23 protein-coding genes are annotated in these 25,312 nt (G+C 60.1%); 15 read left to right on the top strand and 8 right to left on the bottom strand.

Annotated elements, in window-relative coordinates; translation table 11 throughout:
- Together BMY98_RS04620 and BMY98_RS04615 are read right to left on the bottom strand one after the other, a co-directional pair.
- Positions 1–868, bottom strand: an 868-nt coding sequence (locus BMY98_RS04620; protein ID WP_074885320.1) for an IS110 family RNA-guided transposase, incomplete at its 3' end; no start/stop codon positions are given.
- 488 nt (positions 869–1,356) lie between these two features.
- Positions 1,357–3,285, bottom strand: a complete 1,929-nt coding sequence (locus BMY98_RS04615; protein ID WP_074885317.1) for a transglycosylase SLT domain-containing protein — start codon at positions 3,283–3,285, stop codon at positions 1,357–1,359.
- 214 nt (positions 3,286–3,499) lie between these two features.
- Here BMY98_RS04615 and BMY98_RS04610 point away from each other — a divergent pair, with 214 nt between their 5' ends.
- Entirely contained in the window at positions 3,500–5,410 is a 1,911-nt protein-coding gene (locus tag BMY98_RS04610) for an ATP-binding cassette domain-containing protein (RefSeq protein WP_074885313.1), read from the top strand.
- Positions 5,411–5,479: 69 nt separating this feature from the next.
- Here BMY98_RS04610 and BMY98_RS04605 read toward each other — a convergent pair whose 3' ends face one another.
- A complete protein-coding gene (locus BMY98_RS04605) occupies positions 5,480–5,923 on the bottom strand; it encodes a universal stress protein (protein ID WP_074885310.1) in 444 nt (147 codons plus the stop codon).
- Positions 5,924–6,033: 110 nt separating this feature from the next.
- On the opposite strand from BMY98_RS04605, the gene BMY98_RS04600 reads away from it, so the two are divergent.
- Positions 6,034–6,471, top strand: coding sequence for a hypothetical protein (locus BMY98_RS04600; RefSeq protein ID WP_074885307.1), 438 nt, complete (start codon positions 6,034–6,036; stop codon positions 6,469–6,471).
- A 221-nt stretch (positions 6,472–6,692) separates the two neighbouring features.
- Here the strand turns inward: BMY98_RS04600 and BMY98_RS04590 are convergent, their stop codons facing one another.
- Entirely contained in the window at positions 6,693–6,983 is a 291-nt protein-coding gene (locus BMY98_RS04590) for a hypothetical protein (protein ID WP_074885300.1), read from the bottom strand.
- 60 nt (positions 6,984–7,043) lie between these two features.
- On the opposite strand from BMY98_RS04590, the gene fadB reads away from it, so the two are divergent.
- The 6 genes from fadB to BMY98_RS04560 all read left to right on the top strand — a co-directional run bounded on the left by fadB (position 7,044) and on the right by BMY98_RS04560 (position 14,430).
- Positions 7,044–9,191, top strand: coding sequence for a fatty acid oxidation complex subunit alpha FadB (gene fadB / locus BMY98_RS04585; RefSeq protein WP_074885297.1), 2,148 nt, complete (start codon positions 7,044–7,046; stop codon positions 9,189–9,191).
- A gap of 23 nt (positions 9,192–9,214) precedes the next feature.
- Positions 9,215–10,390 (top strand): acetyl-CoA C-acyltransferase FadA, encoded by a 1,176-nt coding sequence (fadA, locus tag BMY98_RS04580; protein WP_074885294.1) that lies wholly within the window; start codon positions 9,215–9,217, stop codon positions 10,388–10,390.
- 107 nt (positions 10,391–10,497) lie between these two features.
- On the top strand, positions 10,498–10,734 hold the full coding sequence (locus BMY98_RS04575; RefSeq protein WP_065988576.1) for a DUF1653 domain-containing protein: 237 nt from the start codon (positions 10,498–10,500) through the stop codon (positions 10,732–10,734).
- Positions 10,735–10,843: 109 nt separating this feature from the next.
- A complete protein-coding gene (gene topA / locus BMY98_RS04570; protein WP_074885291.1) occupies positions 10,844–13,447 on the top strand; it encodes a type I DNA topoisomerase in 2,604 nt (867 codons plus the stop codon).
- Between the two features lie 149 nt (positions 13,448–13,596).
- The gene (locus BMY98_RS04565; protein ID WP_074885288.1) at positions 13,597–14,118 is read left to right on the top strand and encodes a DUF6586 family protein; all 522 of its coding nucleotides are present in this window, start codon (positions 13,597–13,599) and stop codon (positions 14,116–14,118) included.
- A 75-nt stretch (positions 14,119–14,193) separates the two neighbouring features.
- Positions 14,194–14,430 carry a hypothetical protein gene (locus BMY98_RS04560; protein WP_037011193.1) on the top strand — a complete coding sequence of 79 codons (237 nt, stop codon included), beginning with the start codon at positions 14,194–14,196 and terminating at the stop codon, positions 14,428–14,430.
- Positions 14,431–14,528: 98 nt separating this feature from the next.
- On the opposite strand, the gene sulA is transcribed toward BMY98_RS04560, so the two are convergent.
- Positions 14,529–15,032 (bottom strand): SOS-induced cell division inhibitor SulA, encoded by a 504-nt coding sequence (gene sulA, locus BMY98_RS04555; protein ID WP_074885284.1) that lies wholly within the window; start codon positions 15,030–15,032, stop codon positions 14,529–14,531.
- Between the two features lie 11 nt (positions 15,033–15,043).
- Complete coding sequence (gene lexA, locus BMY98_RS04550; RefSeq protein WP_065988571.1) at positions 15,044–15,652, bottom strand: transcriptional repressor LexA; 609 nt, start codon at positions 15,650–15,652, stop codon at positions 15,044–15,046.
- A gap of 229 nt (positions 15,653–15,881) precedes the next feature.
- On the opposite strand from lexA, the gene BMY98_RS04545 reads away from it, so the two are divergent.
- The 3 genes from BMY98_RS04545 to BMY98_RS04535 all read left to right on the top strand — a co-directional run bounded on the left by BMY98_RS04545 (position 15,882) and on the right by BMY98_RS04535 (position 18,449).
- The gene (locus BMY98_RS04545) at positions 15,882–16,592 is read left to right on the top strand and encodes a TetR/AcrR family transcriptional regulator (RefSeq protein ID WP_074885281.1); all 711 of its coding nucleotides are present in this window, start codon (positions 15,882–15,884) and stop codon (positions 16,590–16,592) included.
- Positions 16,593–16,697: 105 nt separating this feature from the next.
- The gene (gene nagZ / locus BMY98_RS04540) at positions 16,698–17,699 is read left to right on the top strand and encodes a beta-N-acetylhexosaminidase (protein WP_175514144.1); all 1,002 of its coding nucleotides are present in this window, start codon (positions 16,698–16,700) and stop codon (positions 17,697–17,699) included.
- 9 nt (positions 17,700–17,708) lie between these two features.
- A complete protein-coding gene (locus tag BMY98_RS04535) occupies positions 17,709–18,449 on the top strand; it encodes an S-methyl-5'-thioinosine phosphorylase (RefSeq protein ID WP_074885275.1) in 741 nt (246 codons plus the stop codon).
- A 390-nt stretch (positions 18,450–18,839) separates the two neighbouring features.
- On the opposite strand, the gene BMY98_RS04530 is transcribed toward BMY98_RS04535, so the two are convergent.
- Positions 18,840–19,064 (bottom strand): DUF6555 family protein, encoded by a 225-nt coding sequence (locus BMY98_RS04530; protein ID WP_074885272.1) that lies wholly within the window; start codon positions 19,062–19,064, stop codon positions 18,840–18,842.
- Between the two features lie 260 nt (positions 19,065–19,324).
- Positions 19,325–20,467, bottom strand: coding sequence for an aldose epimerase family protein (locus tag BMY98_RS04525; RefSeq protein ID WP_074885269.1), 1,143 nt, complete (start codon positions 20,465–20,467; stop codon positions 19,325–19,327).
- Between the two features lie 361 nt (positions 20,468–20,828).
- Here BMY98_RS04525 and BMY98_RS04520 point away from each other — a divergent pair, with 361 nt between their 5' ends.
- The 4 genes from BMY98_RS04520 (at position 20,829) to araG (ending at position 25,292) form a co-directional block, all read left to right on the top strand.
- Complete coding sequence (locus tag BMY98_RS04520; protein ID WP_074885266.1) at positions 20,829–21,539, top strand: FadR/GntR family transcriptional regulator; 711 nt, start codon at positions 20,829–20,831, stop codon at positions 21,537–21,539.
- A gap of 76 nt (positions 21,540–21,615) precedes the next feature.
- Positions 21,616–22,494, top strand: a complete 879-nt coding sequence (locus BMY98_RS04515) for an SMP-30/gluconolactonase/LRE family protein (protein ID WP_074885263.1) — start codon at positions 21,616–21,618, stop codon at positions 22,492–22,494.
- Positions 22,495–22,658: 164 nt separating this feature from the next.
- The gene (locus BMY98_RS04510) at positions 22,659–23,669 is read left to right on the top strand and encodes a substrate-binding domain-containing protein (RefSeq protein WP_074885260.1); all 1,011 of its coding nucleotides are present in this window, start codon (positions 22,659–22,661) and stop codon (positions 23,667–23,669) included.
- 93 nt (positions 23,670–23,762) lie between these two features.
- Positions 23,763–25,292 carry an L-arabinose ABC transporter ATP-binding protein AraG gene (araG, locus tag BMY98_RS04505; RefSeq protein WP_074885257.1) on the top strand — a complete coding sequence of 510 codons (1,530 nt, stop codon included), beginning with the start codon at positions 23,763–23,765 and terminating at the stop codon, positions 25,290–25,292.
- Positions 25,293–25,312: the final 20 nt, after the last annotated feature.

Genomic DNA, 25,312 nt, shown 5'->3' with positions numbered 1-25,312 from the left:
GAGCCTTTCCGTTCGCCTTCAATCTCTTGGCGAACTCGCTCAGCACCTCATTGTGTTGAATTCCTACGATCGCGGGCATGTAAAGGCCGCCCCTGAGCCGCGACGAGCCGGTTCGGCTAATGCGGGTTGCACCCACGTAACCTCCAGAACGGTCCTGTCTGGGCGATAATCCAGCGAAAGCAGAGAGCTTTTTCGGTCCCTCGTAATCCAAAGGGTCACCCAGTTCCGCGAGGATCAGCGCAGCAGTTTTCTCGCCTATGCCATCAATCGAGGTCATCAACTCGCTCTTGCCGCGCAGGTCAGGATCATCGTCGATGTGTTGCTTGATCGCTTTTTCGGTTTCGGTGATTTCTTCCGAGACATGAGCAATCACCGATTCGATCGACGTTACGACGTTCGGGCTGGCAACTTCCAGGCGGTTTTTCTCCATCTGACGGATCTCGTTGAGATCTTCCAGACGGCGGACCAACGCCCTCAGACGGCGCCGCGACTGTGGCTCAGGCACCCAAAGCCGCAGCTTGCGATGCTTCTGCATGGCGAAATCGGAGATGAGTTTGGCATCGGTTTTGTCAGTCTTGTTGCGTGACAACTCCGACTTGGCATGAGCGGCGGTGGTGGCTGGGTTCGCGATATGAAGCCGATATCCCTTTTGAAAAAGGAAATCTGCCAGCGCTTCGTGGTAGTTACCCGTGGCCTCAATGACTATCAGCGCATCCGGTGTGGCGTGCTTCTGAAGCCAGGACTCAAACTCGGCAAACCCCTTGGCATCATTGCTCAACTTGCCCTTGGTGCGGTGCTTGCCATTGTCCAACGGCGTCGCAACATCAAACGTATTCTTGGCCATGTCAACGCCAACGAATGCAGACATGCTGTTCTCCTTTTCAACTGAAGATCAATCATCGCGTCACTCGGCTTCGACCTTGTAAATGCGAGCTCACAACGTGGCTCTAGATATCGTACGAGCTCAATGAGTGAGGTTGGAAAGGCGGAGAATGGATCTACTTCGCAGGCTATAACGCCACTAGGAGCCGGTCGTCTTCACGCCTTTCCCTCGATGATCAGTCGAGAACTTTACCTTCTGTGAAGACAAAGTCGAGATACAAGGAGCCGGCTTGCTGGCGAACGCGGTTGAACATTCACTGCTGCAGCGCCTGACCCAACGCATTCGCCAGCAAGCCGGCTCCTACAGATTTACATACAGCACAAACTCGGGGTTTAACGCCTACTCATTGTAGGAGCGCGCTTGCCCGCGAATGCGCCGGCTCAGACAACACTGCCGTTGCTGACGCTCCCACAGGTTCATCTGGCCCCGATGGCCAGTGCAATGGGCTGCAACCCCAGCCCGACTCCCGTCTTTTACAAATCATCAAAAAACCGTTCATGCCAGTCCACCAGCGGCTGCGGTGAGTTGAGCTTCTGGCCGTAGATCACCGCGTACGACAGCACGTTCTGCACGTACTGGCGGGTCTCGTCGAACGGAATGCTCTCGACCCAGACGTCAAAGGCCAGGTGATTGGCGCCTCGCAACCACTGACGTACACGACCAGGGCCCGCGTTATAAGCTGCCGAAGCCAGCACCCGGTTGCCGTTGAACTGCGCATGGACCTGGCTCAGGTAGGCGGCGCCGAGCTGGATGTTCTTGTCCGGATCAAGCACCTGCGCCGGCGAGGCCAGGGGAATACTGAATTTGCGAGCGGTCTCTTTGGCGGTGGCAGGCATCAGTTGCATCAAGCCTGCAGCACCGACGCCGGAGCGGGCATCGTCCATGAAGGCACTTTCCTGTCGCGTGATCGCAAACACCCAGCTCGAATGCAACCCGCGGACCTGCGCTTCACGCACCAGGGTGTCGCGGTGGGCCATCGGGAAACGGATGTCGAGGTCGTCCCAGTACTGCGCCTGGCTGATGGTGCGGATGGCCGGGAAGTACCAGTGCATGTCGTACGCCAGCCTGGCCTGGGCAACCATTTCGTCCCGGCTGAAGCGACGGGTGACGTGGTACCACTCGCGGCGGCCGTCGACGATCTGCCCGCGATCATAGAACTCCAGTGCACGGCGCACGCCCGGGGTGTTTCGCACCTTGGTCATCAGCGCCTGACTCAGCACCAGCGGCTTGTTGTTGAGCATGTACGGCGTCTGGGTGCGGTCGGCGGCAAGGAAGCCATAGAAATCACGTTCCTTCGCCACCGCCTTGTACAACCCCGGCAGCAGCGGGCTGTTGGGCTGGGCCAGTTCCAGGGAGCGGGCCTGCCAGTAACGCCAGCGATTCGTGGTGGCGAGGTCCTGGGGCAGACGGCGGGTCAGTTCATAGGCGTCACTCCAGCGACCCAGTCGCAGCAACAGGCGCAGGCGCCATTCGGTAACAGTGTTGTCGCGCAGGTCGGGGTCGTATTTGGTCATGACCTCAAGGGCGCGGCCGTCATAACTGCGGGCGAGGGTCAGGCCGATTTCCTTGGCGATCTGAACCTGTTCTTCGTGGGAGAAATGCAGCACCGGTGCGTAGCTGTCGAGCAGCTCCATCGCCCGCTGCGGGTCCTGCTTGGCCAAGCGACGCAGACCCAGCCCGACCACATCGGACATGGCCTCGTCGGCCGGCATGAACTGGCCCTGGTTGTTGACCATTTCCGGCTTCTGCGCCACGGCGATCAGCAAACGGCCCTGGGGCGCGAGGGTGGTCATGCTGTTGACCAGCTGATTGGCCAGTGCGTAGTTGCGCCCTTGGGCGGCGAGCTTGGCGCGCTGCCACCTTTTCTGCTCGGTGAGCTGTCCTTCGACCGCCCACTGGGTGAAGAACGTGTCGCAGGCCGCTGGCAGCGTCTTGCCTGTCATCCAGGTTTTCTCGGCGTTGGCATAGCCCTCAGCGCGCTGGTTGTGACCGAGCTGATAAGAGCCATAAAGACAGTCGAGCTCGACGAAATTCAGCTTGGGGTCGTAATACTTGACGAAGGGCTGCCAGTCACCGCGTGAAGCCAGCAGTCGCAGCCAGCGCAGCTTCATATAGTTCGCTTGCGGCAGGTCGCCATGCTCGGCGAAGAACTTTTCGATTTCTTCGTTGCTCGCGCTGTTCAGGCGTGCGGTGAGTTCGTCGTACGCCAGGTAAGGCTCGAGGGGGTAATCCGCCAGCGCCGCGGCATACGTCCGATAAGGGCCGCCGTCGCCCTTGGCCAACGCACGTTTGGCTTCATCGTAATACTGACGCTGGGTGGTGAGATCGACCGCTTGGACGGACTGGGCGGCGGTGGCCGACAGAAGCAGGCAGGACAAAAGGCTGAAGAAACGACTGCGCATGAGACTTCCGTGCAGATGCATCGTGAAAAGTGCGGCTAGCTTAGCCTGTTGCCCGCGCGGGTTGAAGCGCTGCCTCGCCCGTCGTGATAGATGGAAACAAACCGAGGCCTGCAATCGGCCGACCACCCGGTCCGGACGAGTTCCTGTCATCGATTAGCCGCCCCTGTGCCGGGTTATCTCAGGTAGAATGCGCGCCCGGTTTTTGGAGAAGCTCATGACCCTGCTCAAATTCAGCGATGTGTCCCTTGCGTTCGGCGCCATGCCGTTGTTGGACAAGGTGTCCTGGCAGATCGCCCGTGGTGAGCGGGTCTGCATCATTGGCCGCAACGGCACTGGCAAGTCCAGCATGTTGAAGCTCGTCAAAGGCATTCAGATGCCCGACGACGGCAATGTCTGGCGCGCCCCCGGCCTCAAGATCGGCGAGCTGCCCCAGGAGTTGCCGGTTGCTGACGGCCGTACCGTTTTTGATGTCGTTGCCGAAGGCCTGGATGGCGTGGGCGAGCTGCTCGCTCAATACCACCACCTGAGCCAGAACATCGTCACCGCCGAAGACCTCGACAAGCTGATGCACGTGCAGTCGGACCTCGAAGCGCGTGACGGCTGGCGCCTGCAGCAGTTGGTGGACAGCACCCTCAGCCGTCTGCAACTGCCGGCCGACAAGACCCTCGCCGAACTGTCCGGTGGCTGGCGTCGTCGCGTGTTGCTGGCCCAGGCGCTGGTTTCCGAGCCTGATCTGCTGATGCTCGACGAACCGACCAACCACCTCGACATCGGCGCGATTGCCTGGCTCGAAGAAGCATTGAAGGAATTCCAGGGCGCGGTGTTGTTCATCACCCACGACCGTTCCTTCCTGCAAAACCTTGCCACGCGCATTCTCGAACTCGACCGTGGCGGCCTGATCGACTGGGACGGCGACTACGCCAGCTTCCTGGTGCACAAGGAAGCCATGCTCGCGGCGGAAGAAACCGCCAACGCGCTGTTCGACAAGCGTCTGGCCCAGGAAGAAGTATGGATTCGTCAGGGCATCAAGGCCCGTCGTACCCGTAACGAAGGCCGCGTGCGTGCCCTGAAGGCATTGCGCGTTGAGCGCAGCGACCGTCGCGAACGCACCGGCAAGGCCAATATCCAGCTCGACACGGCGGACAAATCCGGCAAGCAGGTGATGGTGCTCGACAACGTCAGCTTCGCTCACCCGGGCGGCCCGATGCTGATCAAGGACTTCTCCATGGTCCTGCAGCGCGAAGACCGCATCGGTCTGCTCGGCGCCAACGGTACCGGCAAGACCACGCTGCTCAAGCTGATGCTCGATAACCTTCAGCCCACCAGCGGCAAAGTGGAAGTCGGCACCCGTCTGGACGTCGCCTATTTCGACCAGTTGCGTCACCAGCTCGATCTGGAAAAGACCGTGATCGACAACGTGGCCGAAGGGCGCGACTTCATCGACATCGACGGCCAGAGCCGTCACGTCCTCAGCTACCTCGGCGATTTCCTGTTCAGCCCGCAGCGGGCTCGCACGCCGGTCAAGGCGTTGTCGGGTGGTGAGCGCGCGCGTCTGCTGCTTGCTAAACTGTTCAGCAAGCCGGCCAACCTGCTGGTCCTCGACGAACCGACCAACGATCTGGACGTCGAGACCCTCGAACTCCTTGAAGAAGTGCTGTTGACCTTCAAGGGCACCGTGCTGATGGTCAGCCACGACCGGGCATTCCTCGACAACGTCGTCACCAGCACCCTGGTGTTCGAAGGCGAGGGCAAGGTCCGCGAATTCGTCGGTGGCTATCAGGACTGGATTCGTCAGGGCGGCTCGCCGCGTCTGCTGGGCGTCACCGACAGCAAATCTGGCAAGTCCGAACTGGCTACTGCTGTGGTTCAGGCAGCACCCGTCGCAGCGGCAGAAATGCCGGTCGCAAAAAAGAAGCTCAGCTATAAGCTGCAACGCGAGCTGGAAGCACTGCCTGCGCAAATCGACGGCGTGGAAGCGCAAATGGCCGCCCTCACTGCCGAGATGGCCGAGGCCGGTTTCTATCAGCGTCCTGCGGAGCAAACCACGGCCGTAATGGCGCAGCTGGAAAGCCTGCAAGGCGAGCTGGACGCACTGCTCGAGCGTTGGGCCGAGCTGGACGAGTGATCGGTCACCTGCGGCAATAAAAAAGCCCGGTCCTTTTTCAAGGGCCGGGCTTTTGTTTTCAGGCCTGGATCAGTCCACGCGCTTGGCCAGTCGTACGGCCAGCACGTCGCACGGTGCGCCGTGCAGCACGTCGTTGGCGGTCGAGCCGAGCAGCAGCGAGAGGCCGTGGCGGCCATGGCTGCCGACAACGATCAGGTCGACGTGGTGTTCCTTCGCCAGGTTGTGAATTTCCTGACGCGGCTGTCCGTAGGTCAGATGACTGTCGCCGGTTTTTACGTCAGGGTATTTCAGTTTTAGCTTTTCCAGCTTTTCCTTGGCCTGATCGAACTGCTGTTGCTGCAGTTGCGACAGGTCCATCGGAACGTCGCCCCCGAAGGCCATTGCCATGGGTTCGACGATGTGGACCAGGGAAAGCTTCGAGCCGCCGGCCAGCGCCAGCGCCATGGCTCGTTTGATGACCGGATCGCACTCTTCAGTGAGGTCCACGGCTACCAGGATATGTTCATAGGACATGGGGTGTTCCTTCTGAGGTTTGCGATGGTTTTGATTATGTCTCTTTTCACGCGCCTCTGGCACGCCGATGTGGTTCACCCGCCGCTGGCCGCGGCGGGGGGCGTACAAATATGACGGTGTGGATCATCCTGTCAATCATTGCGGTGGTTTTAAGTCCGCTGGTCTGGCTGCGTCCCTCGCGCTCGCAGAGCGGCAGAATGGCCATGCGCATGCAGGCGCGGCGCATGGGCCTGGCCATGCAGCTGATCCCCCAGGAGTGGCCGCATTGGTTGCCCACCGAGCCACCGAGTCCGTGCCCGCAGTATCACCGTCCACGTACCGCGCGGGCGCCCGATGTCTGGGTGTACTGGCAGATGGAGGCGGGCATGTGGGTTAATCAATGGCGCGAGCCGTGTGAGGACCCGCGCCTGCTCGAGCAGTTCATGAAGCTGCCGGCCGACGTCTACAAGGTCGAAGCGGGCAAGCAGCTGATTGCGGTTTACTGGGCCGAGCGTGGCGAGCCAGAAGTATTGCAGCACATTGCAGCAGTGCTGAAGGCGTTGGCGTAACCCATCCCTGTGCCCGAATCGCGGGCATTAAAAAAGCCCGATAACAACATCGGGCCGGGGTTGGCCAGGCAGGCCGTAATTCAGGTGCGGGCGGTGCAATGCCGCGACCGGGTCAATCGCGCCAGTCTGACAGCGGTCTAACGACCCGTCTTGATGCGCAGTGCGCTGAATGTAGACCTTAATGGTGCATTTGTCTGCTGACACGTGGCTTTTTATTCCCCTCATGCCAAGCCCCCTCCAGGCGCCAGTCCTTGATCAGTGGCGGCTATCAGCAAGGCAATCATTGTCTTGAATGGCCCTGCATCAGGCGCGCCTTTTACCTGCGATTTGCCGGTTTTGCCCGCTGTCTGCTGAATTGACAATTGCTGGAATATGGCAGAAGGTAGCCGCACCCAAATCAAACGGGCGTATGAATTGAGCGTTTGCCGCAGGAACGCTCTGACAGACGCTCGAATCGCGTCGACGGGGTGACTGGCGTTTGGTGTTTTCGCCTCGACGGCAACGTCGTGCATAGCGCCGGATCTCAGCGTCTGACGCGTATTGTTCAGCTTCCATATCGTGGAGATCAGTTGATGATTTACGAAGGTAAAGCCATCACGGTTAAGGCTCTTGAAAGTGGCATCGTCGAACTTCAGTTCGACCTCAAGGGTGAGTCCGTCAACAAGTTCAATCGTCTCACCCTCAACGACCTCAGTCAGGCCATCGAAGCCATCAAGGCCGACAGCTCGATCAAGGGCGTTATCGTCACCAGCGCCAAGGACGTGTTCATCGTCGGCGCCGACATCACCGAGTTCGTCGATAACTTCAAGCTGCCGGACGCTGAACTCGTCGCCGGCAACCTCGAAGCCAACAAAATCTTCAGCGCCTTCGAAGACCTCAACGTACCGACCCTCGCTGCCATCAACGGCATCGCGCTGGGCGGCGGTCTGGAAATGTGCCTGGCGGCTGACTTCCGCGTGATGTCCGCCACCGCCAAGGTTGGCCTGCCTGAAGTCAAACTCGGCATCTATCCTGGCTTCGGCGGCACGGTCCGCCTGCCGCGTCTGATCGGTGTCGATAATGCCGTCGAGTGGATCGCGTCCGGCAAAGACAACAGCGCCGAAGACGCACTGAAAGTGGGCGCCGTCGACGCAGTGGTTGCTCCGGGCAAACTGCAGGAAGCTGCACTGGACCTGATCAAACGCGCCATCTCCGGCGAGTTCGATTTCAAGGCCAGGCGCCAGCCCAAGCTGGACAAGCTCAAGCTCAACGCCATCGAGCAAATGATGGCTTTCGAAACCGCCAAGGGTTTCGTGGCAGGCCAGGCTGGCCCGAACTACCCGGCGCCGGTCGAAGCGATCAAGACCATCCAGAAAGCCGCCAATTTCGGTCGCGATAAAGCGCTGGAAGTGGAAGCGGCCGGTTTCGTGAAGATGGCCAAGACCTCGGCCGCTGCGAGCCTGATCGGTCTGTTCCTGAACGATCAGGAGCTGAAAAAGAAAGCCAAGGTCTACGACCAGGTCGCCAAGGACGTGAAGCAGGCTGCCGTATTGGGCGCCGGCATCATGGGCGGCGGCATCGCTTATCAGTCGGCGGTCAAAGGCACGCCGATCCTGATGAAGGACATCCGTGAAGAAGCCATCGCACTGGGCCTGGGCGAAGCATCGAAGCTGTTGGGCAAGCGCGTCGAAAAAGGCCGTTTGACCACCGCGAAGATGGCTGAAGCGCTCAATGCGATTCGTCCTACGCTGTCCTACGGCGATTTCGGCACTGTCGACCTGGTTGTCGAAGCCGTGGTCGAGAACCCGAAGGTCAAGCAGGCCGTGCTGGCCGAAGTGGAAGGGCAGGTGGGTGAAGACACTATCCTCGCTTCCAACACCTCGACGATCTCCATCAGCTTGCTGGCCAAGGCCCTCAAGCGCCCGGAAAACTTCGTCGGCATGCACTTCTTCAACCCGGTGCACATGATGCCGCTGGTCGAAGTCATCCGTGGCGAGAAGTCCAGCGAAGTCGCCGTGGCGACCACCGTGGCTTACGCCAAGAAGATGGGCAAGAACCCGATCGTGGTCAACGACTGCCCGGGCTTCCTGGTCAACCGCATCCTGTTCCCGTACTTCGGCGGTTTCGCCAAGCTGGTCAGCGCCGGTGTGGACTTCGTGCGCATCGACAAGGTCATGGAAAAATTCGGCTGGCCAATGGGCCCGGCGTACCTGATGGACGTGGTCGGCATCGACACCGGCCACCACGGTCGCGACGTCATGGCTGAAGGCTTCCCTGACCGCATGAAGGACGATCGCCGCACCGCGGTCGACGCCTTGTACGACGCCAATCGCCTCGGTCAGAAGAACGGCAAGGGCTTCTACGTCTACGAGACCGATAAGCAGGGCAAGCCGAAGAAAGTGGTCGACGCTTCCGTGCTGGAAGTGCTCAAGCCGGTGATCTACGAGCAGCGTGAAGTCAGCGACGAAGACATCATCAACTGGATGATGATCCCGCTCTGCCTTGAGACCGTGCGTTGCCTGGAAGACGGCATCGTCGACACGGCGGCCGAGGCCGACATGGGCCTGATCTACGGCATCGGCTTCCCTCCGTTCCGTGGTGGCGCGCTGCGCTACATCGACTCGATCGGTGTCGCTGAATTCGTTGCCCTGGCTGACCAATACGCTGATCTGGGCGCTCTGTACCACCCCACTGCGAAGCTGCGTGAAATGGCCAAGACCGGCCAACGCTTCTTTGGCTAAGTGCCCAACGAACAGGTGAAGATATGAGCTTGAATCCGAGAGACGTCGTGATTGTCGACTTCGGTCGCACACCGATGGGCCGCTCCAAGGGTGGCATGCACCGCAATACCCGCGCCGAAGACATGTCGGCGCACCTGATCAGCAAACTGCTGGAACGCAATAACAAGATCGATCCGGCGGAAGTCGAGGATGTGATCTGGGGCTGCGTCAACCAGACCCTGGAGCAGGGCTGGAACATCGCGCGCATGGCGTCGCTGATGACGCAGATTCCGCACACCTCCGCTGCGCAGACGGTCAGCCGCCTGTGCGGTTCCTCCATGAGCGCGTTGCACACTGCGGCGCAGGCCATCATGAGCAACAACGGTGACGTCTTCGTCATCGGCGGTGTCGAGCACATGGGTCACGTCGGCATGATGCACGGTGTCGACCCGAACCCGCACATGTCGCTGTACGCCGCCAAAGCGTCCGGGATGATGGGCCTGACCGCCGAAATGCTGGGCAAAATGCACGGCATCACCCGTGAGGCTCAGGATGCGTTCGGTGTGCGCTCCCACAAGCTGGCGCAGAAAGCCACGCTGGAAGGGAAGTTCAAAGACGAAATCATCCCGATGCAGGGCTACGACGAGAACGGTTTCCTGAAGATGTTCGACTTCGACGAGACCATTCGTCCGGAGACGACGCTGGAAAGCCTGGCCGCCCTCAAGCCTGCGTTCAACCCCAAGGGCGGTACGGTCACGGCCGGCACCTCGTCACAAATCACCGACGGTGCTTCGTGCATGATTGTCATGTCCGGCCAGCGCGCCATGGACCTCGGCATCCAGCCGCTGGCGGTGATCCGCTCGATGGCAGTAGCCGGTGTCGACCCCGCAATCATGGGTTACGGGCCGGTTCCGGCGACCCAGAAAGCGCTCAAGCGTGCAGGGCTGAGCATCGCCGATATCGACTACTTCGAGCTCAACGAAGCTTTCGCTGCACAGGCCCTGCCGGTGCTGAAAGATTTGAAAGTACTCGACAAGATGGACGAGAAGGTTAACCTGCACGGCGGCGCCATCGCCTTGGGTCACCCGTTCGGTTGCTCCGGGGCGCGGATTTCCGGCACCTTGCTCAACGTGATGAAGCAGAATGGCGGCACCCTGGGTGTTGCCACCATGTGCATCGGTCTGGGTCAGGGCATCACCACCGTGTTCGAACGCGTTTAGTTTTAACGGTGTCAGTGTGCGAGCCGGGGCCTGGTGCCCCGGCTTTTGTTTTTTTCCGGAAATGTATTTTCGCCACTTTTTTTCCAGTCACACCCGAGGTTTCCCGCATGCCGCTACAGCCAGGTCTCTACCGTCACTACAAAGGCCCTGAATACCGTGTTATCGGTGTCGCGCGGCATTCGGAGACCGAAGAAGAAGTGGTGTGCTATCAAGCGCTGTACGGCGAATACGGCCTGTGGGTACGCCCTTTGAGCATGTTTCTGCAGTCAGTTGAGGTTGACGGCGAGCAAGTGCCGCGCTTTGCTTTGGTTCAGGCCGAACCGGATCTTTTTCCCCGGCCCTGAAGCAGGACCTGGCAGCAGCATTGCTTGACCTCACCTTTCAGCCACTATATATAGCGGGGCCTCGACGGCTCTGACGTCTTTTTTACTTGCATTAGGAATTTTCCGATCCATGGGCAAATCGCTGGTCATTGTGGAATCCCCGGCTAAGGCCAAGACCATCAACAAGTACCTGGGCAACCAGTACGTGGTGAAGTCGAGTATCGGCCATATCCGAGACCTGCCCACCAGCGGTTCGGCTAGCGCCTCCAAAGAGCCTGCTGCGAAGCGGGGCAAGGCCGTGGCCGAAGCGCCCGCGCTGTCGCCCAAGGAAAAGGCCAAGCGCCAGCTCGTGGCGCGCATGGGTGTCGATCCGGAGCACGGCTGGAAAGCCAAGTACGAAATCCTTCCCGGCAAAGAGAAGGTGATCGACGAATTGCGCCGCCTGGCCAAAGACGCCGACACCATCTATCTCGCGACGGACTTGGACCGCGAAGGGGAAGCCATTGCCTGGCACCTGCGCGAAGCCATTGGTGGCGACGATGCGCGCTACAAGCGCGTGGTCTTCAACGAGATCACCAAGAAAGCCATTCAGGAAGCCTTCTCCAAACCGGGCGAGCTCGACATCGACCGTGTCAATGCCCAGCAGGCACGCCGTTTCCTCGACCGCGTCGTCGGCTACATGGTGTCGCCGCTGCTGTGGCAGAAGATCGCTCGTGGTCTGTCGGCCGGCCGTGTGCAGTCCGTGGCAGTGAAACTCGTTGTGGAGCGCGAGCGTGAAATCCGCGCGTTCAATCCGGAAGAGTACTGGGAGATCCACGCGGACCTCGGCACCGCCAAAGGCGCCAACGTTCGCTTCGAAGTCGCCCGTGAAAAAGGCGAAGCTTTCAAGCCGCTGAACGAGGCGACCGCCATGGCGGCGGTGGAGAAGCTCAAGGCCTCGGCCTACAGCATCAGCAAGCGTGAAGACAAACCCACCAGCAGCAAGCCGTCTGCGCCGTTCATCACGTCCACACTGCAACAGGCCGCGAGCAACCGCCTGGGCTACGGCGTGAAGAAAACCATGATGATGGCCCAGCGGCTGTACGAAGCCGGCTACATCACCTACATGCGTACGGACTCGACCAACCTGTCGGCTGACGCCGTGGCCATGGCCCGCACCTACATCGAAACCGAGTTCGGCAAGAAGTACCTGCCGGAATCGCCGATCGTCTACAGCAGCAAGGAAGGCGCGCAAGAGGCTCACGAAGCGATTCGTCCCTCCGATGTCAACACGCACCCAAGCAAGCTGACCGGCATGGAGCGTGACGCCGAGCGTCTGTACGAGCTGATCTGGCGCCAGTTCGTGGCCTGCCAGATGCCGCCTGCACAATACCTGTCGACCACCGTCAGCGTCGCGGCCGGTGACTTCGAGCTGCGCGCCAAGGGCCGCATCCTGAAGTTCGACGGTTATACCCGCGTGCTGCCACAAATGAGCAAGCCGGGCGATGACGACGTACTGCCGGACATGGCTCAGGGCGATAAGCTGAAGCTGATCAAGCTCGATCCAAGCCAGCATTTCACCAAGCCGCCTGCGCGTTACTCGGAAGCGAGCCTGGTCAAGGAAATGGAAAAACGCGGCATCGGTCGTCCATCGACCTATGCGGCGATCATCTCGACGATTCAGGACCGCGGTTATGTGGCTCTGCACAACCGTCGTTTCTATTCCGAAAAGATGGGTGACATCGTCACCGAGCGTCTGTCCGAAAGCTTCTCGAACCTGATGGACTACGGCTTTACCGCCGGCATGGAAGAGAACCTCGACGACGTGGCCCACGGCCAACGCGACTGGAAGAACGTTCTTGACGAGTTCTACGGCGACTTCAAAAAGAAACTCGAAGTGGCCGAAGCACCTGACAGCGGCATGCGCGCCAACCAGCCGGTGATGACTGACATCCCGTGCAAGGTCTGCGGCCGCCCGATGCAGATTCGTACCGCGTCCACCGGCGTGTTCCTCGGTTGCTCGGGCTACAGCCTGCCGCCGAAAGAGCGCTGCAAGGCCACGGTCAACCTCACGCCGGGCGACGAAATTGCCGACGACGATGAGGGCGAGTCCGAATCCCGCGTACTGCGTGGCAAGCATCGCTGCCCGATTTGCAGCACCGCCATGGATGCGTACCTGCTGGATGAGAAGCACAAGCTGCACATCTGCGGCAACAACCCGGATTGCTCGGGTTACGAGATCGAAGAGGGCACGTATCGCATCAAGGGCTACGAAGGCCCGAGCGTCGAGTGCGACAAGTGCGGCGGCGAAATGCAGCTAAAGACCGGCCGTTTCGGCAAGTTCTTCGGCTGCACCAACTGCAAGAACACCCGCAAGCTGCTGAAAAGCGGTGAAGCGGCGCCGCCGAAGATGGACCCGGTGAAGATGCCGGAGCTCAAGTGCGACAAGGTCGACGACACCTACATCCTGCGCGATGGTGCTTCGGGGTTGTTCCTGGCGGCCAGCCAGTTCCCGAAAAACCGCGAGACCCGTGCACCGCTGGTGATGGAGATCGCGCCGCACAAGGACGAGATCGATCCGAAGTATCACTTCCTGTGTGACGCGCCGAAGAAAGACCCCGACGGTCGTCCCTCGGTGATCCGCTACAGCCGCAAGTCCAAGGAGCAGTACGTGCAGACCGAAGTGGAGGGCAAGCCTACAGGCTGGCGTGCGTTCTACGACGGCGGCAAGTGGAAGGTCGAGGACAAGCGTTGATCGTTTGATCTCGATCCGGCTGGTCAGCTCCGGCGCTTTGCGTTAAAAGAATCCCTCGGTGTGCTCGCGCGCCCCGAGGGATTTTTTTGTCTGCGATCGACTGGCTGTATTCACGCTTCGATCCACCCATCTCTACAGAGGCCGCTGTCATGGCTCACGAACTCTATACCCGCACCAATCAGAAGATTTTCTTTGCAGGCCTCGCGCTGGAGGCGATGGCGAAGGCCAGGGACAGCCGCGCGATGAACGCCCAGGGGCTTGAGCAGGCTGAACGTGAATCAGCGATCTTTCATCTCTACGGCGCCTTGCTGGGGTTGTGTCATGAAATCGCCGGCTACTATCGGCTGCCACAGGCCAGCACTCCGCGTGCCGAGGACCTGCTCTCGCCAAAAGTACTGGAAGCTATCGCCATTCCGGAAATGGGCGAATTGGTGGAACTCGCTCAGCACCGCGAAACCTGGTTGGCACAACTGCTGGCGTCCTACCACGCGTTGTTCATGCCACCGCGTGCGCCGCGCAAACCCAAGGGTGACGTCACTCAGCCACTGATCATCGCCGTGGGGGCGGAGGAAGAGCCTGAGCAGGCACTGACGCGCGAAGAGATGGAAAGCTGGCGTCAGCAGCTCAAAGGGCTGGCCATTCGGTTCAGAGAAGGTCTTAGCGAGTGCTGATACGGAATGATCGATGGGCTAGGGACTGAGTCATCTGGCTGTTACAATGCCGGCCTTTCGTGGAGAACTGTCCTGATGCCAACTTCGTTTCTGGAAATTGTTGAACTGCCTGACGGCCGCATCGAACTGCGCCGCGCTGAAGATGAAGGATCGCTCGTCACCCTGAATTTTTCGGAAGACGCCAAGGCGTTCTTGCAGGGGCAACACGTCGAAGTCGCCAAGGCGATGCTCAGTGTCGGTGTGCAGATGGCAGGCCGTCTGGCCGAAGGTGAGTTGACCAAGGATGAAGAAGGGCCGCGCGTGCTGCATTGATCTTCTCAATCTGCAACTCGCTCAAACGCTGTCTCGCTTCTCGATTCGCAAGAAGCGCCTACACGCTCTGAATACCCCGAACAGCTCTGCCGACGTGCTCAGCCCAGCCGAATGTTGAGGCTCTGTGCATCGCCGCTACGTGCAGCGCTTGCCAGTTGCTGGCGCGCACTGCCTGAGATTGGATTGATCCAGCTGACCACCGTATGGCTGCGGCCCAGGCGCAAGACCTCACGGGTCAGTTCCAGCGCGCTTTGGGTTCCGCGCGGGTGCATCAGAATAATACGTTCCCGGTTCAGACCGGCGTCACGCAGCCACGCCTGAGTCACACTGGCAGGCGGTGCTACCAGCGTCAGCCAGCGGTCATTGGTGTCTTCACTCAACTCACGCAGGATCGGAGCCAGCAGGTTGAGGCAGTTCCCGGCAGCGCCGCGCAATGACAATTCACTAAAGGCTTCCGGTTCGTTGCTCCAGGGCGACTCGGCAATCTCTGCCAGGGTCGGGACCTGCAACAGCGGGACGTCGAGCATTGGCATGCCGGGCGCCATGAATGCTTCGAACAGTGGCAGTTGTGCATGTTGTTGCGGTGTCTGTGGGAGCTGCATCTATGTTCTCCTTATCGACGTATCACGCCGACGCTCAAGCCTTCAATGACGAGATCCTGATCTTTGAGATTCACTTCGATCGGTGCGAAGTCGGCGTTTTCGGCCAGCAGCCAGACCTTGTTGCCCTCCCGCTTGAAGCGTTTCACTGTGACCTCGTCACCGATCCGCGCCACAACGATCTGGCCGTTGCGTGCTTCGCGGGTGGTGTGGACGGCCAGCAGGTCGCCGTCGAGAATCCCGACGTCTTTCATGCTCATCCCGTGTACCCGCAGCAGGTAGTCTGCACTCGGGTGAAAGAAGGCGGGGTTGATGGCGAGGGATTCTTCGATGTGCTGCTGGGCCAGGATCGGCGCGCCCGCTGCGACGCGGCCAATGATCGGCAGGCCACTGTCATCGGGTTTGGCTTCGAAGCCGGGGATACGAATGCCGCGGGAGGCGCCCGGGGTCATTTCGATGGCGCCTTTGCGGGCCAGCGCTTTCAGGTGTTCTTCGGCAGCATTGGGCGATTTGAAGCCCAGCTCCTGAGCGATCTCGGCGCGGGTCGGCGGATAGCCGTTGTCTTCGAGGCAGCGCTTGATGAAGTCCAGAATCTCGGCTTGGCGTGACGTCAGTTTGATCATGTGCATCGCTCTGGCTTTTTATACAGTGACTGGGATTATATACAGTGCTTGGGTCTTGGCAATGGTCCTTTTCGCCGCGCCTGCACTCAGCCAATGCCATCAATGGCTACAGGCCCCGGTTTGTATGGTTAAATGCCCGTGACTGCATGGCCGCAAAGCGGACGCTCAGGGTTGACAGTGCGGTGTATGAAACGTATGTTTCAAACACTTGTTCGTCAGGCGTTGAACCATGGCTCAGTCGGAAACAGTTGAACGAATTCTCGATGCAGCGGAGCAGCTGTTTGCCGAGAAAGGTTTTGCCGAAACCTCGTTGCGGCTGATAACCAGCAAGGCGTCGGTCAATCTGGCGGCGGTGAACTATCACTTCGGTTCAAAGAAGGCCCTGATCCAGGCGGTGTTCTCCCGATTCCTCGGGCCGTTCTGCATCAGTCTTGACCGCGAGCTTGAACGCCGCCAGGCCAAGCCTGAAAACAAACCCACCCTTGAAGAGCTGCTTGAGATCCTTGTCGAGCAGGCGATGGTCGTTCAGCCGCGCAGCGGTAATGACCTGTCCATTTTCATGCGCCTGCTGGGCCTTGCGTTCAGCCAGAGCCAAGGCCACCTGCGGCGCTATCTCGAGGACATGTACGGCAAGGTGTTCCGTCGTTACATGCTGCTGGTCAACGAGGCGGCGCCGCGCATTCCACCCATCGAGCTGTTCTGGCGGGTCCACTTCATGCTGGGCGCTGCGGCTTTCAGCATGTCCGGCATCAAGGCGTTGCGCGCTATCGCGGAGACCGATTTCGGTGTCAACACGTCCATTGAGCAGGTCATGCGCCTGATGGTGCCGTTTCTGGCGGCCGGTATGCGTGCGGAAACCGGAGTTACCGACAACGCCATGCTCACCGCGCAACTTCGGCCCCGGACCAAAAGTTCGGCGCCGGTGCCTGCCAAGGCCTGAGGCGCGCCACCGGCCGGCGGTGGCGGAATTTGCATCACATCCTGCGATCCCTCACCATGCCGGCCTGAGCATTGGTTGTTGAAGGATCTTCCTATGAGTTCTGGCCTGCAAGGCTCCCTGATGGTGGATGTCGCCGGTACCTGGCTGACCTCCGAAGACCGTCAGTTTCTGCGTCAGCCCGAAGTGGGCGGCCTGATCATTTTCGCCCGTAACATCGAGAGCCCACGGCAGGTTCGTGAGCTCTGCGCGTCCATTCGCGCCATTCGTCCCGAGCTGCTGCTCGCTGTCGATCAAGAGGGCGGCCGGGTACAGCGCCTGCGCCAGGGTTTTGTGCGGCTGCCGGCGATGCGCGCCATTGCCGGTCATCCGAATGCAGAAAGCCTGGCTGAGCATTGCGGCTGGCTGATGGCAACCGAAGTGCTGGCGGTGGGGCTGGACCTCAGCTTTGCGCCGGTGCTGGATCTGGACTATCAACGCAGTGCAGTCGTTGGCACCCGGTCGTTCGAAGGCGACCCCGAGCGGGCTGCGGTACTGGCGGGCGCTTTTATCCGGGGCATGAATGCGGCCGGCATGGCCGCCACGGGCAAGCACTTTCCCGGGCATGGCTGGGCCGAGGCTGACTCCCATGTGGCTATCCCCCATGACGAGCGCAGTCTGGAAACAATCCGCGCCAACGACCTGGTGCCTTTTCAGCGCTTGAGCAAACACCTGGCAGCGGTCATGCCTGCCCACGTCATCTATCCCCAGATCGACTCACAGCCGGCGGGCTTCTCCCGTCGCTGGCTGCAGGACATCCTGCGCGGCGAGCTGGGCTTCGATGGCGTGATCTTCAGCGATGACCTGTCGATGGCCGGCGCCCATGTGGTGGGTGATGCCGCCAGCCGCATCGAGGCGGCCCTCACCGCAGGTTGCGACATGGGGTTGGTCTGCAACGACCGCGCTGCGGCCGAGTTGGCATTGAGCGCGGCGCAGCGCTTGCAGGTTTCGCCTCCTGCGGCGCGACTTCACAGAATGCGTGGCCAGGGCATGGCGTCAACCGAATACCGGCAGCACCCCCGCTGGCTGGCGGCGCTGACCGCCTTGCGCGCTGCTCAATTGATCGAATAAGGATTCCCCATGACTGTTTACGCGATTATCGGCGGCACCGGCCTGACCCAACTGGAAGGCCTGACGATCCGTCAGTCCCTGGCCGTGAATACCCCTTTCGGCGCGCCGTCCGGCGATATTCAGCTCGGCGAATACGCCGGCCGCGAGGTGATGTTTCTGGCCCGTCACGGGCACCCGCACCGCTTTCCGCCGCATAAGGTCAACTACCGCGCCAACATCTGGGCTCTGAAGCAGGCCGGGGCCGAAGCGATTCTGGCGGTCAACGCCGTCGGCGGAATTCATCCCGACATGGGCACCGGCCATTTCTGCGTGCCCCATGATCTGGTGGATTACACCAGTGGCCGCGAGCACACCTACTTTGCCGATGATCTTGAGCACGTGACCCACATCGATTTCAGCTTTCCCTACAGCGCGCCATTGCGGGCTCGACTGATCGCTGCGCTGGCGGCTGAAGGGTGCGCCCACAGCGACTTTGGCGTGTACGCCTGCACCCAGGGCCCGCGCCTGGAATCCGTGGCCGAGATTGCACGGCTGGAGCGCGACGGTTGCGACATCGTCGGCATGACCGGCATGCCTGAAGCGGCCCTGGCACGTGAGCTTGAACTGGAATATGCCTGCCTGGCGCTGGTGGTGAATCCGGCCGCGGGCAAGTCTGCAGCGGTCATCACGATGGCGGAAATCGAGCAGGCTTTGCACGACGGAATCGGCAAGGTCAAGGCAACCCTGGCAAGGGTGCTCAGTGCTGCTTGAAGCAGGAAATCGTCGGGCTGGCCGGGGCTTTTCTGGAGCGCTGGCTAGGCCGGGGAGGGCGATAAAGTCAACGTCATTTCGTTGAAAAAGTTGTCCACGGAAAGCGTGAATATCTCTGTGGATAAGTTTCTGTAAGCCTGTAGTTGCAAGGCTTTAGCTGCAATGGTCGTTTAATGATCAGGTTTGCCACTGGCGCCGACGCAGCAGGTTAATCGTCAGAATTCTATTGAGAACAGGCCAGGAATGGGCGGGGAGCAATCGAGGGAGGGATCAGGCTTTCAGATGCCAGTCAGCGCGTCGATCTCGACGCGCTGACAAGGCAAGTTTCCGAAGGTATAACTCATGCGGTTCAGCGAAGGGGTCCGTGGGTGAAAAGCCCTGATCGGATGATCAGGACTCTGCCCACTCAACGTCGGTCAGACCCAGTTGCTCGGCTTTCGGCTTGGTCACTTTCGGGACCCTGTCCGACCGGTATTTGGGAATCTGGCCGAACCCGGCATCCACCGAAGCCCAGTGCCAGGCTGATGCGTTGTCCATGCCTTCTGCGCTGATGTAGAAGCTTTTGTAGCTGCCGTGCAGCAGATAATCGATTCTGAAATGCTTGTACTGTCCCACGCTTGCAAACCTCCCTATCAGTCACTCACTTTGTAACTGAGTCGTCACCGCCGGGAAAATTCACTCGAAATCTCCCTTCTAAGCCAAACGGTTAGCTTTAGTACAGAACGATTGGCAAACAGTGGTCCACCCTTACAAATGAATGGCATAGCCCCGGTTTCAATGGGGTTTAGTGGTGGCTTGGCTGCATGCAGCGTTGTCCGACGCGGCAGCGACGACGTTTTTGTCATCCTGCCGCGCCGTTTTTTACACTCAAACGGTTACTTGTTCAGGAATTTGAACACAGTGGTCTGGGTGTAGGCCTTGCCCGGGTCCAGGCGGGTGGAAGGAAAGGCAGGTTGGTTCGGCGAGTCCGGGTAGTGCTGGGTTTCCAGCGTGAATGCGCCCCAGTGCGGGTAGATCTTGCCGCCCTTGCCTTTGACAGTGCCGTCGAGGAAATTGCCCGTGTACAGCTGGACCCCAGGCTCGGTGGTGAACAGCTGCAGGCGGCGCCCGGACTTCGGATCGACTACGTCCGCTGCCAGATTCGACAGTTTGCCCTTGGTGTCGAGCACCCAGTTGTGGTCGTAGCCGCCTTGGGTCGCTTCAGCAAACTTGAGCTGCTGGTTGTCTTCACGAATGCGCTTGCCGAAGGCGACAGGCTTGAGGAAGTCAAACGGTGTGCCGGCCACTGACGGGAGCTCGCCGGTCGGGATCAGCGTCTCGTTGACCGGCGTGTAATGCCCAGCATGCACCACCGCCACCTGATCAAGGATGTCGCCGTTACCCGCGCCGGCCAGGTTGAAGTAGCTGTGGTTGGTGAGGTTGAGCACGGTCGGTTTGTCTGTCGTCGCGTGGTACTGAATGCGCAACTCGTTCTTGTCGTTCAGGCTGTAGGTGACTTCGGTTTTCAGCGTCCCGGGGAAACCCATCTCGCCATCCACCGAAACGTACGTCAGCTTGACCCCGACCGAGCCTTTGTCCTTGACCTCTTGAGCCTTCCAGATCTGCTTGTCGAAGCCTTTCGGGCCGCCATGCAGTGAGTTGGTCTTGTCGTTCAGCGGAACTTGATAGCTCTTGCCATCCAGAGTGAACTTGCCGCCGGCCAGGCGATTGCCGAAGCGGCCGATGGTAGCGCCGAAAAACGCGGTGCCGTTGACATAGCCATCCACATCATCGAAGCCCAGGACCACGTCCTCGGCCTTGCCGTGCTTATCCGGTACCAGCAGTGACTGGAGCGTGCCGCCGTAAGTGATCACGGTAGCCTGCATGCCCTGGCTGTTGCGCAGGGTGTATTTCTCGACCGGGGTGCCATCGGCAAGTTTGCCAAAAGCGCCGTGTTCGGTGGACAGTCCGGCGGCGTGCACTTGCAGGGCGGCGGCCATCAGCGACAAGCCTATGGCAGGTATAAGCGTCTTTCTCATTGCGTCGATCCTTTTGTTTTTATGGGCATGTTTTACCAGCGTGTTGCTATCGGCGTTGTCACGGGCGTTGCCCGAGGGCAGCACCCTTGTTGCTCTGATCGCGGCGTCTGTCGCGACGGCTCGGCGGCGCAGTATCCGGTGATTGGTCATACTATTTGAGCCGTCTGGCGCTGATATTTCGAGTTATAGATCAAAAGCACTCGCTTTAAAAATAAATTGTAATACTATTTGGCGAAAGGCAGTGTCCGTTCCGATGCGGGAAGGTCTAGCCCAGGATTGTCTGTCTGTACAGGCGTTTGACTCCTAATCGTATGATCATTAGCCTCGTTTTGCGGAACACACCGCAAACAGGGGCGGATCAATGAGCAGCAGTTTTCACGCGTCTACGGTAGACCGCCTGGGGGCCTGGATTGCTCAAGGCCATGTGATGCCGGGGCAGTCGCTAAAGGTTGAGGCGGCGTTGGGTGAAGAATTCGGTGTCAGTCGTACCGTGATTCGCGAGGCCATCAAAACACTGGTGGCTAAAGGATTGCTGGAAGTCGGACCCAAGGTGGGCACGCGGGTATTGCCGGTGCGCAGCTGGAATCTGTTTGACCCGCAAGTGGTGGGGTGGCTGGCGGCGAAGGGGCTGCCGGAAAGTTTTGTGCTGGACCTGCTGGATTTGAGGCGCGCCATAGAACCGATGGCCGTGCGTTGGGCATGTGAAAGGGCGACACCGGAGCAGATTGCCGGGATTCAGGCAGCTTATATGCGGCTTGCGGCCAGTGTGGCGGACTCGAGTGATTACAACGCTGCGGATCAACACTTCCATGAAGCGGTGTTAGCGGCGAGCCATAACCAGTTCATCGAACAGATGTTGCCGGCACTGGGCGCTTTGCTGGCGATCTCGTTCGAAGTGTCATCGGCGGTGCCTGGAGAACTGGGCAGAACCTTGCCGTTGCACAAGAATCTGGCAGATGCCATCGCCAACCGGGATTCGGCGAGGGGTGTGTGGGCCTGCATGAGCCTGATTGAAAACGCCGGTGAAGTGATTGCGCGTTGTCGGGAACAACCCCTGTCGCGCAGCTCATGACTGGCCGAGTGAGACGTTTTACAGGTGAGCTTTTTGAGTGGCTCACGGACCTATAATAATAAGCAGGAAATTTTCCATGAAATGGCTGCCGGTCTGCGACCAGCGTTTCAAACTGGCCGAAGGGCCATTCTGGGACCCTACCCACCAGGCGCTGTACTGGGTCGATATCGCCGGCTTCCGCGCGTTGCGCTTGCGCGAAGGCCAGCTGTCCCACTGGCAGTTCAGCGAACCTGTTTCTGCCTTCATACCCACCACCCAGGGCGACGCACTGGTCACCCTCGCCAGTGGCGTCCATCGTCTCGACCTCGATTCCCCTTCTGGTCAACCTGTTATTTCTCTGCTGATTGCCGCCGACCCCGTGCCGGGCAACCGTGCCAATGAAGCCCGTTGCGACCGGCAGGGTCGGCTGTGGCTGGGGACGATGCAGAACAATCTGGACGAGCAGGGCGGCGACTTGCCGATCGAGCGCCGGTCGGGCGGACTTTTCCTCGTTGACAGCGATGCCTCAGTTGCGCCCTTGCTGGGTGGGCAGGGCATCGTCAACACCCTGGTCTGGCCGGCAAACGGTTCTGCTGTGCTGACCGCCGACACCCTGGACGGTGTGATCTATCGTTACCCGATCAACGATGATGACTCCCTGGGCGATCGCGAAGTCTGGGCCCATGAGCATGCCCGCGGCGCACCTGATGGCTCGGCGATGGACGAAGACGGTTTCGTCTGGAACGCCCGCTGGGGAGGCGGTTGCCTGATCCGCTTTGCCCCTGATGGCAGCGTTGATCGGGTCGTCGAATTGCCGGTCAGTCACCCCACCAGTTGTGTGTTTGGCGGGCCTGAGATGACCACTTTATTTGTGACCAGCGCGCGGCCTGCAGAGGATGCGCTGGAGCTGGACGGGTCTGTGATTCAGATGGAAATCGGCATCAAGGGAATGGCCTCGCACCGCTTTGCGGGGTGACCCAAACCCTGCGCCGGTGAGGTGTGACACTCGGTTACATAGGCTTCATTGATAATATGATATGACTGTTTTCAGTCGAGCGGCCTGCGCTGTTTTCACCTGCATACCGCCCCGACACTCACTGCTGAACGCTGTAGCTAGTCAATAAAAATAAGGAGTTAGCTATGTTGAGTCGCCACGGGATTCGTTCCCTGTGCTGTGCTGCTGTTGCCACCGCCATTCTGGGCATCAGCGCCGGTGTATCCGCCGCCGACGCCGAGAAGGTCAAGATCGGCTTTCTGGTCAAGCAGGCTGAAGAGCCCTGGTTCCAGACCGAGTGGCAGTTTGCCGAGAAAGCCGGTAAAGACCACGGTTTCGAAGTGATCAAAATCGCCGTTCCCGACGGTGAAAAAACCCTCTCCGCCATCGACAGCCTTGCCGCCAACGGCGCCAAAGGGTTTGTCATCTGCCCGCCTGATGTATCCCTCGGCCCGTCCATCGTCGCCAAAGCCAAAGCGAATGGTTTGAAAGTCATGGCTGTCGATGACCGCTTTGTCGACGCCAAAGGCAAGTTCATGGAGGACGTTCCGTATCTGGGCATGGCGGCGTTCGAAGTCGGCCAGAAACAGGGCGCGGCCATGGCCGACGAAGCGAAGAATCGCAAGTGGGACTGGAAAGAAACCTATGCGATCATCAACACCTACAACGAATTGGATACTGGCAAGAAGCGCACCGACGGTTCGGTGGATGCGTTGAAGAAAGCCGGTATGCCTGAAGACCATATCCTCTTCGCTCCGCAGAAAACCCTCGACGTGCCTGGCAGCATGGACTCCACCGGTGCGGCCCTGCCCAAACTGCCAAGCGGCGCCAAGAACCTCATCATCGGCGGCATGAACGACAACACGGTGCTGGGCGGCGTACGTGCGACGGCTGGCGCCGGCTTCACAGCGGCCAACGTGATCGGCATCGGCATCAATGGTACTGACGCCATCGACGAGCTGAAGAAGAAGGAAAGCGGCTTCTTCGGGTCGATGCTGCCCAGCCCTGACAAAGAGGGCTACAACACCGCCCTGCAGATGTACGAGTGGGTCACCACCGGCAAAGAGCCTGCGAAATACACCGCGATGGACGACGTGACGCTGATCACCCGTGCCAACTTCAAGGAAGTGCTGACCAAGATCGGTCTGTACAAGTAAGCGCGGCAGTCGAGTCGGGACGCCTGGCTCTCAGGCGGATATCTGCAAGGCCCCGTTCCATCCGCAAAGGGTGGGGCGGGGTGGAGGTGGTTCATGCAACAGGCATCGGTTCAACAACAGGTTCAGCCTGGCGGCAGCCTGCGCTTCAACGGGATCGGCAAGACTTTTCCCGGGGTGAAGGCGCTGTCGGACATCAATTTTGAAGCTCGGCCAGGCAGCGTTCACGCGCTGATGGGCGAGAACGGCGCGGGTAAATCGACGCTGCTGAAGATTCTCGGCGGTTCGTACCAGCCCAACAGCGGCGATCTGCAGATCGGCGACCAGCATCTGGCGTTCAAATCCACCGCCGACAGCATCGCGGCCGGCGTGGCCGTGATTCACCAGGAACTGCACCTGGTCCCGGAAATGTCGGTGGCGGAAAACCTGCTGCTCGGTCACATGCCCAATCGCTGGGGCATGATCAACCGCCGGGCCATGGTCCGGCGCGCGCGGGAGCTGCTCAAAGGCCTGGCCGACGAGATCGACCCGAATACGCGTCTGGGTGATCTTTCCCTGGGGCAGCGGCAGCTGGTGGAAATTGCCAAGGCCATGTCGCGCAATGCCCACGTCATCGCGTTCGACGAACCCACCAGCAGTCTGTCGGCGCGCGAGATCGATCGTTTGATGGCAATCATCACCCGGCTGCGTGACGAGGGCCGGGTCATTCTCTACGTTTCCCACCGCATGGAAGAAATCTTCCGCGTGTGTGACGCCGTGACCGTGTTCAAGGACGGACGCTTCGTGCGCACCTTCGAGGACATGGCCGATCTGGACCATGATCGCCTGGTGACCTGCATGGTCGGGCGCGACATCCAGGACATTTATAACTATCGGCCGCGTCAGCACCAGGGGCCAAGCCTGCGCGTGACCGGGCTGATGGGCCCCGGTTTGCAGGAGCCCGCGACGTTTGCGGTGGAGAAGGGCGAGATCCTCGGCTTCTTCGGCCTGGTCGGCGCCGGCCGGACCGAGATGTTTCGCATGCTCTCGGGGCTGACGCGCAGTCAGGCCGGTACTTTGCAACTGGAGGGCAAGCCGCTGAACCTGCGTTCACCGCGCGACGCCATCGACGCCGGCATTCTCCTGTGCCCGGAGGACCGCAAGAAAGAAGGCATCGTGCCGCTGTCCAGCGTCGCCGAGAACATCAACATCGGCGCGCGGCCTCGGCACGTCAGCCTGGGTTGCCTGATTCAGGGACGCTGGGAGCGTGACAACGCCAGGCACCAGATCAAATCGATGAACGTCAAGACGCCTTCGCCCGAGCAGCAGATGCTGTTCCTGTCGGGCGGCAATCAGCAGAAGGCCATTCTCGGCCGCTGGCTGTCGATGCCGATGAAAGTACTGCTGCTGGACGAGCCCACCCGTGGCATCGACATCGGCGCGAAATCCGAGATCTATCAGATCATCCATAACCTCGCCGCTGACGGCATCGCGGTCATCGTAGTGTCCAGCGACCTGATGGAGGTCATGGGCATTTCCGATCGCATTCTGGTCATGAGTGAAGGCGCTATCACCGGCGAGCTGTCCCGGGAAGAAGCCAATGAGCAGCGGTTATTGCAACTGGCATTGCCGCGTACCCGTGGCTGAACCCGACCAAGAACCTGGTT

This window comes from Pseudomonas graminis (assembly GCF_900111735.1).
GTDB lineage: Bacteria > Pseudomonadota > Gammaproteobacteria > Pseudomonadales > Pseudomonadaceae > Aquipseudomonas > Aquipseudomonas graminis.
The sequence above is the reverse complement of the archived record's forward strand: the minus strand, read 5'-3'. Positions and strand labels throughout refer to the sequence as shown.

Excerpts from the sequence above, each read along its gene's own strand:
- BMY98_RS04515 (WP_074885263.1), top strand. The coding sequence starts at position 21,616 with ATGAAATGGCTGCCGGTCTGCGACCAGCGTTTCAAACTGGCCGAAGGG.
- fadB (WP_074885297.1), top strand. The coding sequence starts at position 7,044 with ATGATTTACGAAGGTAAAGCCATCACGGTTAAGGCTCTTGAAAGTGGC.
- BMY98_RS04610 (WP_074885313.1), top strand. The coding sequence starts at position 3,500 with ATGACCCTGCTCAAATTCAGCGATGTGTCCCTTGCGTTCGGCGCCATG.
- BMY98_RS04545 (WP_074885281.1), top strand. The coding sequence starts at position 15,882 with ATGGCTCAGTCGGAAACAGTTGAACGAATTCTCGATGCAGCGGAGCAG.
- BMY98_RS04525 (WP_074885269.1), bottom strand. The coding sequence starts at position 20,467 with ATGAGAAAGACGCTTATACCTGCCATAGGCTTGTCGCTGATGGCCGCC.
- BMY98_RS04565 (WP_074885288.1), top strand. The coding sequence starts at position 13,597 with ATGGCTCACGAACTCTATACCCGCACCAATCAGAAGATTTTCTTTGCA.
- BMY98_RS04590 (WP_074885300.1), bottom strand. The coding sequence starts at position 6,983 with ATGCACGACGTTGCCGTCGAGGCGAAAACACCAAACGCCAGTCACCCC.
- BMY98_RS04600 (WP_074885307.1), top strand. The coding sequence starts at position 6,034 with ATGACGGTGTGGATCATCCTGTCAATCATTGCGGTGGTTTTAAGTCCG.
- fadA (WP_074885294.1), top strand. The coding sequence starts at position 9,215 with ATGAGCTTGAATCCGAGAGACGTCGTGATTGTCGACTTCGGTCGCACA.
- lexA (WP_065988571.1), bottom strand. The coding sequence starts at position 15,652 with ATGATCAAACTGACGTCACGCCAAGCCGAGATTCTGGACTTCATCAAG.
- BMY98_RS04535 (WP_074885275.1), top strand. The coding sequence starts at position 17,709 with ATGACTGTTTACGCGATTATCGGCGGCACCGGCCTGACCCAACTGGAA.
- BMY98_RS04605 (WP_074885310.1), bottom strand. The coding sequence starts at position 5,923 with ATGTCCTATGAACATATCCTGGTAGCCGTGGACCTCACTGAAGAGTGC.
- BMY98_RS04560 (WP_037011193.1), top strand. The coding sequence starts at position 14,194 with ATGCCAACTTCGTTTCTGGAAATTGTTGAACTGCCTGACGGCCGCATC.
- BMY98_RS04510 (WP_074885260.1), top strand. The coding sequence starts at position 22,659 with ATGTTGAGTCGCCACGGGATTCGTTCCCTGTGCTGTGCTGCTGTTGCC.
- BMY98_RS04575 (WP_065988576.1), top strand. The coding sequence starts at position 10,498 with ATGCCGCTACAGCCAGGTCTCTACCGTCACTACAAAGGCCCTGAATAC.
- BMY98_RS04520 (WP_074885266.1), top strand. The coding sequence starts at position 20,829 with ATGAGCAGCAGTTTTCACGCGTCTACGGTAGACCGCCTGGGGGCCTGG.
- BMY98_RS04615 (WP_074885317.1), bottom strand. The coding sequence starts at position 3,285 with ATGCGCAGTCGTTTCTTCAGCCTTTTGTCCTGCCTGCTTCTGTCGGCC.
- araG (WP_074885257.1), top strand. The coding sequence starts at position 23,763 with ATGCAACAGGCATCGGTTCAACAACAGGTTCAGCCTGGCGGCAGCCTG.
- topA (WP_074885291.1), top strand. The coding sequence starts at position 10,844 with ATGGGCAAATCGCTGGTCATTGTGGAATCCCCGGCTAAGGCCAAGACC.
- sulA (WP_074885284.1), bottom strand. The coding sequence starts at position 15,032 with ATGCAGCTCCCACAGACACCGCAACAACATGCACAACTGCCACTGTTC.